Source organism: Paenibacillus cremeus (assembly GCF_007786445.1).
GTDB lineage: Bacteria > Bacillota > Bacilli > Paenibacillales > NBRC-103111 > Paenibacillus_G > Paenibacillus_G cremeus.
The window spans coordinates 14,068-24,214 of the sequence record NZ_VNJI01000012.1; the positions used below are offsets into that span (position 1 = coordinate 14,068).

Sequence of the window (10,147 nt, forward strand, 5' to 3'; positions counted from 1 at the left end):
TAAGAGAATATTTTCGCCAAAAAGAGGAATCTATGAATCTCGCCGCTGCTTCCGATATTGCAGCGGAGAAACGCCGGTCTGCTTTTTGAACACCTTGCTGAAGTAATTCTCGTCGGTGTATCCCAGGGTGCCAGCCATGACCGATATCGTCATATCTGTATGGAGGAGCAGCGATTTGGCTTTTTCCATTCGCAGCTCGGTCAAATAAGTCATGAGCGTTGTGTTGTACAGCTCTTTAAACCTTTTGGCGATGTACTGGGGACTGAAGCGAAACCGCTCGGACAGCGTCGATAAGGAAATATCCTCTTGAAAATGCCGATGGATATAATCGTAAATCGCTTGAATGCCGTGGATTCCGGAGCTTTCGCTCCCCTGCTCTTCGATCAGGATCCACCACTGCTGGATCAGCATTTTCTCCCACTCGTCCAAATCGCTCACCCAGAGCGGCATAAACGCATCTATCGCATCCTTCCCGGGCCCGTGCAGTCGGCTCGCTCGTTGCAGTAATAAATTGGCTTCCATTGTGTAGGCCTGCAAATCCTTCAGGCTGAGCGCACCCCATTCCCGCAGCCTTTGCGTAAAGGAGCGAATGATTTCAGCGGCGTACGCTTTGTTTTCGTTTTTCAGAGCGGCCTGGAGCAAGATTTGCTGGTCTGTCAATCGAGGAGCTTCCTTCCCTAAAGCAGCCGGGCTGCCGGAATGCAGCAGATTGCACTTCAGCAGCGCTGTACGCGCAGCACCGATAGCAGCGGGAAGTGTCTCCACTCTAGCTTCCGTCTCGCACAGGCCTACGAGTACGTCAAGCCCGAGCGTGCTTCGCCACGCCGCTTTCACTTTGTCCATATATCGGCGGTGCTCGTCTGCCGGTTTAATGCTTCCCTCCGCGGCGGTGATCAGCAGCCATTGATGCCCATCCAGCCGGCACAAGTAATGGGAGCTGTGCTGCTTCAAGGTTTCGTGGGCGATATTGTTGACGGCAAAAACAAACAGCTCGCCATCGCCGTAGAACCTGCGTTCTACGATCCCCATCCCGTTACGCGGAAGCACTAAAGCCACTCTCAGATGCTCCGTGGACAACCCGATTTTGAAAAACAAACTCCGGATCCCCTCGTGCAGCGCAGCCTCTCCTTTGAAATACCCGGCCAGCTTCTGCTCGTCCAAAAGCGCATCCGCCCGTCGCAGCCGGTATTCCGTTTCCCGCTCCTCCCGCAGACTGCTTTCCTTCGCCTGCCATGCCGCTATCGCCCGTGCAAGCGCTTGCTCCAAATCGCTTTTTCGAAACGGCTTAAGCAAATAATCCACCCCGTTCGCCCGAAGCGCTGCACGTGTATATGGAAAATCGTCATACCCGCTCACCACGATGACCTGTGTCTCCCAGCCCTCCTCGCGGAGCAGGCTCAGCAGCTCTGTCCCGCTCATGTTCGGCATGCTCATGTCGCAAAACAGCACCGCAGGATTATGCTGGCGGATCAATTCGATAGCTTGCTGCCCGTCTTCCGCCATCCATCGCTCGGTGACGCCGTATTTATCCCAATCGACGGCCAGCTCGATTCCTTCCCGTACATGCTCTTCATCATCCGCTATTAATACCTTCAACTTCCGAACGCCTCCTTGGCTAAGCTGTCGACGGGGATGCGCAGTGTAATCACCGTGGCCTCATAGGGAGTACTTTGAATATCCCAGTCGAATCCTTGATTGTAATGAAGACGCAGCCGTGTGAGCACATTGATTAGCCCAATCCCGCCTTCCTGTCCGGTATGAAATTGACGCTCGGCATACTCCTGCTGAATCCGTTTCACGGTCACCGCATCTATTCCTTTTCCGTTATCCATCACGCGGACGCAAAGTGTTTCATCGATCTCAATGCCGATATGTATGGCACCGGAGCCCCGCCCTTTTTCCAGACCGTGAATAATGCTGTTTTCCACTAACGGCTGCAGGATCAACTTGGGCACAGGCAGCTCCATCGCTTCGCTCGGACAAGACAGCGTGTAAGACAGCTTATTTTTAAACCGTCCCGTTTGCAGCGACAAGTAGTGCTCGATGTGCTGGATCTCCTTTTGCAGCGGCACGGTCTCCGTCTTCAAATCCATGCTGTAGCGCAAAATGGCTCCAAGCTCGGCGATTTTATCACTGATCTCTTCGGAGCCGTGGCGAAGGGCAAGCGTCCCGATTGACTGCAGTGTGTTGTATAGAAAATGCGGATTGATCTGGGCCTGCAGCATTTTTAACTGCGCCGTCGATAGCTCTAAGCGGTTCCGATACTCCCGGTTCATCAGGTCGTCCAAATTCCGAACCATCGTTTGAAACCGGTGCTCCAGTACGCCGAGCTCGTCCATCCGGCCGGTGGAAGGCTCCAGCTCAAAGTTGCCGGTCTCCACCCGGGCGATACTGCGAAGCAGCCGTTTAACCGGAGCAATGGTAAAGTAGGACAAAATGCCGGCAAGCACCAGCACAAACGCCACGGCGATGAATTGGATGACCAACGACCGGTTGAGCGTACGGTTAGCCGATTCATTCACGGCGGCTGTAGGCACGAATTTGACAATGGTGATCGGCAAATCGAGATACCGGTCCCGCACATAGATATAAATTCCGCTGCGCCCGTTCCATTTTCCGTTCACGGAGCCTCTGTCCCCCACAAGCTCCTTCGCCACTCTTTCCTGCGTTAGCTCGGCAGGCAGTTCTGCGGCAGAGGAATAGAGCAGCTTCATTTCGTTTTGGATGTACAAAAAGACATGCTCGCCATCATTAGGCGTGGACATCATTAAGGGACGCATCCTTCGCTCGATTTCGGTTAGTCCGGTATAAATCGAAACCGCCCCCAACACGGCCGATGACGGATAATCCACGATCGGCTTGTGGAAGGCCAGCGCAGGCTCTCCGCCTACCTTCGTGACCTCAAACCATCTGGTATTGTCCAGCGCCTCGTTCTCGCTTCGCGGGATCGTGATATTGGGGAGAACCATATTGATGCCGACCCGGGCGATATCCGCGTTGATAACCGTTTCCCCGGTCAAAGCGCTGATGTAACGCACCGCACGAAATTCGGGACGGCTGTTGTAAATGCTGGCTACTTGGCTTGTGAGGGCTAGCGTTTGCACCGGCTTAATTTCCTGCGATCTTAAATAGCGCATCAAGGTTTGATCATAGTAAAAAGAAACCGAAATATGGTTCAGCTCATCCAAATATCGCTTGATATTGTCCATTCCGCTGTCCATCGTATTCTGATTGAGCTCGATGACCTGACGCTCTACCGAACGCGATGTCGTTTTATACGAAATAATAATAGACAAGGTTAAAGGGATCACGGCCGAGATGAGCATACCGATCAATAATTTGGCAAATAAGCTCCTTTTAAACCACACTTGTAGCATCCTCCCTCACCTGCATCGTTCTGTTCCGCCATTGATGCTATTGCCATTTTAGCAACAAGCCCCTGACCCCACAACCATTTCAACCCTGCAGCCCCAAAAAATAGAACCGGAGGCGCCAGCATACCGCGAGGTCTATCGGAACTGGAATCCGTTATTTGCCCGCCAGACGCCATTTCAAGAAAATAACGGAACTCCATTCCGTTATTTCCCCCATTTCAGCCGATCTGGTCAAAAACAGCGCAATAGCGGAATACAGTTCCGTTATTCTCGTTGCGAGGCACATCTGGCTCAAATAGCGGAACGTAGTTCCGTTAGTTGGATTGAGTAAAGACGTGGTGACGCTGCAGTTGGCAGTCCTCCTCCCACTGCGCAGAAAAAAAAGCTGACCCGAGGGCCAGCTTCCTTGCATTGCCACGTTGGACACTACTACTCGACCAAACCCGTACGCTCGACGCCTTCGACGAACCAGCGCTGCGTAAACGTGTAAACGGCCAGCACCGGCATGATGATGAGGAACGACGCGGCCATTTTGATCGGCTCGGCGAAGATGCTCGGCCCCGATTGCTCGGCCTCGGCTGTCATGGCTGCCGCCAGACGCGACAAGCTGATGGACAGCGGCACTTCCTTCGATCCGAACATGTACATGGACGGATAGTAGAAGTCGTTCCAGTTCCATACGAAGGAGAACAGGAACACTACGATGATCGCCGAGGTCGAAATCGGCAGCATCACGCGGAAGAAGACGCGGAACACACTCGCGCCGTCGATCTTGGCCGCCTCCTCCAGCTCCTTAGGGAGCGTGGAGAAAAACTGGCGGAAGATGATGACGAACAAGGCACCCTTCAGACCATGCCCGAACAGGGCCGGAATGATCATAGGATAATACGTATTAATCCATCCGAAGCCCTTGAACAGCAGGATCGACGGCAAAATCGTCACCTGCGGCGGCATCACGAACGTGAAGATGAGGCAAACGAACCAAAACTTTTTCAGCGGGAATTCCAGTCTTGCAAAGGCATACCCCGCAATCGAGCAGGAGATGACCTGCAGGACGGCGACGGACAGCGACACGATCATACTGATCGTGAAGGCCGATGGATACTTCAGCAGCCTGAACGCTTCCTGCAGATGGCCCCAGTACAGGGACCGCGGTACCCAGATGACCGCAGGATCCAGCAGGTTGCCCGCATCCTTGACCATCGTCGTGATCATGTAGATGATCGGTTTAATATAAATGAACGCCGTGTCCACCAGAATCAGGTACATGAACAACCGGAAGATGAAGCCTTTGTCGGCTTCCTTGCCGATCAGACCGTTGCGGGTTTGCAGCAGCAGCTTCCGAACATTGAGGCCCTGCATGCGGCGCGCTCTAACGATTTGCGTAATACGCTCCATTCGTTTTCCCTCCCTTCTAACGTTTTTCTCCGGCGGCCTTCGCCACACGGCTGAAAATCCAAATGGCCAGACCCATGAATATTAGCACAATGATAAAGTAGATCCATGCCAAGGCGCTCGACAGCCCGTAGTTTTGCGTATTGACCTTCGAGATGATCGGGTTGGACGGGAAGGTGAACAAATCCACGACCGTGTAGATCAAATTCAGGAAGACGAAGGGCGCAAGACCTGGCAGCGTAATTTTCCAAAAGGTTTCCCAAGGCGCAGCACCGTCGATCCGAGCGGCTTCGTATACGGAAGCGGAGATCGTCTGACGACCGGCCAGGAAGATCAGGATTTGCACCCCGGAGTACCACAAGACCAAGACAAACGAGCTGATAATCTTCACGATCGGCGCCGACCAAGTCGCCGGCAAGTAAGTCGTAATGAGACGGCCTACGTCAAATTCCTGTACGAAAGCCAGCTGGCCCTCGCCCTGCGTGATGAACTCTTGAATGATTTGACCCGAAGAGAAGATCACCGGCATAAAGAAGATGACCCGGAAAAAGCCTCGGCCAAAAAACTTCTGGTTCAACAGGATCGCCACCATCAGCGAGAAGAAGACGATGACGGGAATCATGACTAGCGACTGCCTTAGGAAGGGCAGCAGGTCGTTATACAACAGCCCGCCGTCCGCCAGCAAAATTTCACGGTAATACTGCAGCCCGACCGGCGAATACTCGATGCCGCTGGCCGTTATTTTGACCCGCTGGAAGCTCATGTACAGTGAATAGCCTAGCGGGTACGCGATGAACGCCAGGAACCCGATCACCCAAGGCGCAATAAAGATCGAGCCTTCAACCTTGCGGAGGAGGACGGAATTCAGTCTCAATTTGCGGATCATGGCGTCTTCCCTCCTTGGACAACGATGAAGTCTTGCGCTGGAACCGTGAGGCTGCCGCTGGTGTACGGCTCGGCATTATAATTGACTACGATGCGCTTGCCACCCTCATACTCGGTCTCCATGACGTTCGAAGCGAGCTTGCGGTGACCGACAATCGCTTTGTTCTGCACATCGCCCAGAGCTTGGTTAAAGCGCTGGTACTCTTCCACCGCTTTGGCTTCCCAATCGCGGTAGTTCAAGCTGTAATACCAGATGGAGTAAGCCCCCTTCATATCGCCGGACTTCGCGCTGGTGAAGATGAAGGCCGGATAAGCGCCATACTCGATCGAGCGTAAAAATTCGCTTTGATACTGATCCCGCAGGTTCGACCAGTTGGACGAGTACGTCACCAGTCCATGCAGGGCGATCTGCGCGAATGGCACAGCTTCGTCGACGAACAAGTCGTACGAATAATCCGTGGCCAAGCGGTGCATATGATTTACGCTAGGCAAGCCGTAGAAGTTCGGACGTTCAACGCCGACGCCGCCGAGCGTGTCTTTCGTTTCTTTGAGCATCTCCTGCTGCAGCTTCATGACATCGGTCCGGTTAGCCGCATAGCGGTCGTTAAAATCACTATCCAGGAAGCGGCCTACGCCGTCTTCGAAATACAAGCCGTCCGCGCCGAGCGACTTGAAATTTTTCAAATCATCGGTCAGCACTTTGCTGGCATATTTCGGGCTGACGAGGGTTATCATGTCGTGATTGTTAAAGTTTTCGAACTCCTGCAAACGGCCTGCCAGGTTGCGCATCCCGTCGTATCTCGGGCTAAAGCCGCTGCCTCCGGTGTTATTGAACGAATACGTCGCCGTTAAATAAACCGGAACCTTCAAGGAGTGCGCGAACTCGATGAACTGCTTCATGCCCTCGTTACCGCCTAGTCGGGAATCCACCGGGAACAATTCGCCGAAGGAGCTGTAGCCGCCTCTTTGCCACCCGTTGTATTGGATCGCCATATTCTCAATGCCGAGCCCGTACAGGCGCTTGACCATCTCCATCGCTTCCGAGGTCGTTGTGCCCTTTAAATACTTATCCCAAAGCAAGCCAGGCTTCACATCCGCGCCGACGATATCGACATGGAACGGCACCTTATTTGACTCGGCCTTGAGCGGCTGAAGGCCTTTTTCCTTCATCAGGTATTCGCGGTATTTCAGCGCCATCCCTACGTAATCGCTTTTTGCTGGCTCTAGTATGTAGTACCGGACGGAGCGCTGCTCGACGGTGAACTTTTCTTTACTGTAGGTGAAGAAGCCTGCGGCTCCTTTTTGGCTCGTGTTCTGGAAAAACTTAATGCGGTACTGCCACTCCGGCGTCGCCCAGTTGTACGTACCGAAAGCGCCGGCAGGCGAAGCGAACAGCTTCGAATATTCCTCGCCGCCCGTCATGACCGCCACCATGCCTTGGGTACCGGATTTCAAGCCGAAGACCGGCATTGTAATCTTCTGTCTGGCCGTCCGTTCATTGAAGAAGGAGGAGTCGCTGCCGTACATGTTCTCGCGATAGACGGACTTGTCGTTCGTCCGGTTCGGCTTGTAGCGTACGAGCGCCCCCGAACCGTCCGGCAGCACCATGTAGCCGTCCTGTCCGAGGGAAGGCTCTGCTCCGAGCATCGGATAGAGCTTCAGGTTCAGCAGGCTCAGCTTCGCTTCCTTCAGATCCTTGTCGATGATCTTGGTCTCGATGTAATCGGTGGTCAGCTTCACCTCGACCGGAATTTTGAAGCCGGTTCCAGCGAAGCTAAACGTAACCTTGAAGCCGTCGGCCGTCTTTTGCATCCCTTCGAGCGTGCCTTTGTCCTCTGTCCAGCTGATAATCTTCGGCTGCGACTTGAAGTTGGCCATGTCGATGTATTCGAGCATGACCGGCGAACGGAGGTTGTTTCTCCACGTTCCCGTAATCGTCTCCCCGCTCCAGTATTGCGGGTCCGGATACGAGCGGAATACCTGACCGCTGCGCTTGTCTTCGACCTTGAAATGCGCCGTCGTGCTGTCTACCCAGAGCTTCAGGTTGGCGTTCTCCGCCATCACCTGAAACTTGCTCTCGTCCGGCAGCTCGTTCTTCGCATTCGCGGGAGCCGGAGCTTGCGCCGGCGCAGCTGGCTGGGCTGCAGGCGCTGCGGCCGGCTGCTGCTGAGCTGGCTGGCTCGCCGCCGGAGCCGGCGCAGCTGCCGCACCATTAGCCGGTGCGGGATTGTCCGCCGCGTTCAGCAGCGGACCGGCTTGAAACGTGACCAGCGTGGTGCCGACGACTACCGCGAGGGCAGTGAGCTTGAGTTTAGTGCTGATGCGTCTCATCGGATCGTCACCTCCTGGTACACGGAATAGAAGAAGTCCTTCAGCTCATTGCTGAGGCCAAATGTAATAAAGATGAGCACACCGAGAATCGTCATGGTCACGAGGGACAGGAAGATATTCATACCGGTCTCGCCGACACTATAGTTTTGCATCGCCTGCACCTTCCAGAAAAGGAGCAAAATCACCCAGATATACAGCCCATTTTCAAGGAAGTTATAGATCGAGCCCTCGCTCAGCGTCATCCCATTGGAGATCAGGGTCAGCGGCAAGCCGACGATAATGAATGGGAACATCGCGTACGAGCTGCCATACAATACGTCGCGGAAGCGCCCTTCCCCACGATAAATCGTACTGATCAAATAGTTCGAAACGACCCAGCCGATGAGCACTATCAGAAACTGCAGGAACACGGTAATCAAGTTAACATCAAGCACGATGGACGGGTTGAACGTAAAATCCGTCGCCGCCCGCATGACCCCAAAGGACACCATTGCGAAGAACAGGATAATCATGCTGCTCGCCATACTGCCTTTGCTTTCATAGCGAATGGCGGTAAAGCCATCGATCGGATGCTTCATGATGTAAAACACGTGCTTCAGCTGTACCACAAGCGGAACTCGGGAGCGCGGGCGCTCACGCCAGCGGCGTCTCCATTCGCTCTTGCGGGTAAATCGGTTAAACAGATAAATCAGCAGACCACCGATCACAATGACGTTCATCAGCAGGCCGAAATTTTTCTGGAACCACTGCAGCCGCACTTGCCAGAATGCATCGGAGTAGCCTTGAACGAAGCCAGCTTCTTTAAACAGCTCCTCCGCTTTGACGTACTCGCCTTTTTTGTAGGCGGCTTTCGCTAAGCCCAGGACCGCAGGTGTGTAGAACGCGTTGAGACGAAGCACTTCCTGCCAATACTTCTCACTGTCTTCATACCGGCCATCCTGCGTAAGCGCGTTAGCCTTGTGCACAAGCGCACCGAACTCGGACAGGCGGAACTCCTGCACCGCATTGTTTTCTTCATCGAGAATGAACAGCTCATTCTTGGAGTTGGAAGCGATCGCCGAAGGCGTCTTGACGACCCCCAGCTTGGTGGAGGAGGCCGATGCATCGCCACCCCAGAAGAAGAGGAGATTGCCGTTCCCGTCGTACTGATTCACATATTTGAGCGTCGAATCGATCGCCGTAATGTTTCCGTTCCGGTCTACCGTCAGGTCATTAAGCTGCGGCTTCGTTTTGTCCTTCGGAGGGAAGCGCATCTCACCAAAGACCCGATTGACAACGCTGTCGGAAAACTCATCCTTGGTCGCCAGCAAGTCTTTACCGGCAATGTTCAGCTTCTTGATCTGACCGCGCTCCACTTCCTTCGTCACGGTGTAGATCAGACCGCTCTTATCGATCGTCACACTGGCGACCGAGCCCGGCAGCTTGCTGATTTCACGAAGGTACATTTCCCGGGTATACACCACACGTTTGAAGGCGTCCATGACGGAAAAGTCCGTCTTGTTGGCGCCGAAGAAGCTTTGGAAATTGCCGTCCGGATCCAGCTGCAGCAGCCCTTGATAGCCGCCCAGCGTGGCGATATACAAGAATCCGCGCTTGTCTACGACCAGCTTGATCGGATCATACTTGAACGATTCCGGCAAAAACTTGGAGTCGGGCCGCTTGAATTCCTTGATCAGCTTGCCGTTCGAATCCAGGCGCACCACGCGTTTGTTTCCGGTGTCCGCCACGTAGATATCGCCTTTGCCGTCGATGAAAATGCCTTCCGGCTTCTTCAAAGGGCTCTCCTTGACATCCAGAATGCGAACCAGGTTGCCCTTCTCATCCAATTGGACGATCCGGCTGTTGCCCGTATCCGCGATGTAGATCTGATCGTTGTCATCGATGAACAAATCCTTTGGCTGCACGAGCGGAGAAAACACCTGCTTGCTCGGGTCCTTCGGATCCGGTATGTAAATCTCCCGGCCCAGGACGCCCACCGGATTGTAAGCCGATTGCGTCCAGACCAGCCGGTCAAAGCTGTCTTTATAGTTTGTATCATATGGAGTGAAAGCCCAAGCGCCTGCCGGCCATAAGGTACCGGCTAAGATGATCACCGCCAGGAGAAGACTGAGAATTCCCATGCCGGTCTTGCTCCGCAGTCGTCTCAGGAGAGAGGGCTTTCG

Annotated in this window: 7 protein-coding genes; all 7 read right to left on the minus strand. The window is 54.0% G+C overall.

Features of this window, described 5'->3' with window-relative positions:
* Positions 1-30 precede the first annotated feature (30 nt).
* The 7 genes from FPZ49_RS11560 to FPZ49_RS11585 all read right to left on the minus strand — a co-directional run bounded on the left by FPZ49_RS11560 (position 31) and on the right by FPZ49_RS11585 (position 10,105).
* The gene (locus FPZ49_RS11560) at positions 31-1,596 is read right to left on the minus strand and encodes a response regulator transcription factor (RefSeq protein WP_144846699.1); all 1,566 of its coding nucleotides are present in this window, start codon (positions 1,594-1,596) and stop codon (positions 31-33) included.
* Entirely contained in the window at positions 1,593-3,368 is a 1,776-nt protein-coding gene (locus FPZ49_RS11565; protein WP_186445777.1) for a sensor histidine kinase, read from the minus strand. Before FPZ49_RS11565 ends, FPZ49_RS11560 begins: the two co-directional genes overlap by 4 nt.
* On the minus strand, positions 3,332-3,574 hold the full coding sequence (locus FPZ49_RS35680; RefSeq protein ID WP_186445778.1) for a hypothetical protein: 243 nt from the start codon (positions 3,572-3,574) through the stop codon (positions 3,332-3,334). The genes FPZ49_RS11565 and FPZ49_RS35680 overlap by 37 nt, the downstream gene beginning before the upstream one ends.
* Before the next feature lie 229 nt (positions 3,575-3,803).
* Positions 3,804-4,736, minus strand: a complete 933-nt coding sequence (locus tag FPZ49_RS11570) for a carbohydrate ABC transporter permease (protein WP_391563816.1) — start codon at positions 4,734-4,736, stop codon at positions 3,804-3,806.
* 52 nt (positions 4,737-4,788) lie between these two features.
* Positions 4,789-5,655 carry a carbohydrate ABC transporter permease gene (locus FPZ49_RS11575; protein WP_144846705.1) on the minus strand — a complete coding sequence of 289 codons (867 nt, stop codon included), beginning with the start codon at positions 5,653-5,655 and terminating at the stop codon, positions 4,789-4,791.
* Complete coding sequence (locus tag FPZ49_RS11580; protein WP_144846707.1) at positions 5,652-7,985, minus strand: DUF5696 domain-containing protein; 2,334 nt, start codon at positions 7,983-7,985, stop codon at positions 5,652-5,654. Before FPZ49_RS11580 ends, FPZ49_RS11575 begins: the two co-directional genes overlap by 4 nt.
* Positions 7,982-10,105 (minus strand): SMP-30/gluconolactonase/LRE family protein, encoded by a 2,124-nt coding sequence (locus FPZ49_RS11585; protein ID WP_144846709.1) that lies wholly within the window; start codon positions 10,103-10,105, stop codon positions 7,982-7,984. The genes FPZ49_RS11580 and FPZ49_RS11585 overlap by 4 nt, the downstream gene beginning before the upstream one ends.
* Between the last annotated feature and the right edge of the window lie 42 nt (positions 10,106-10,147).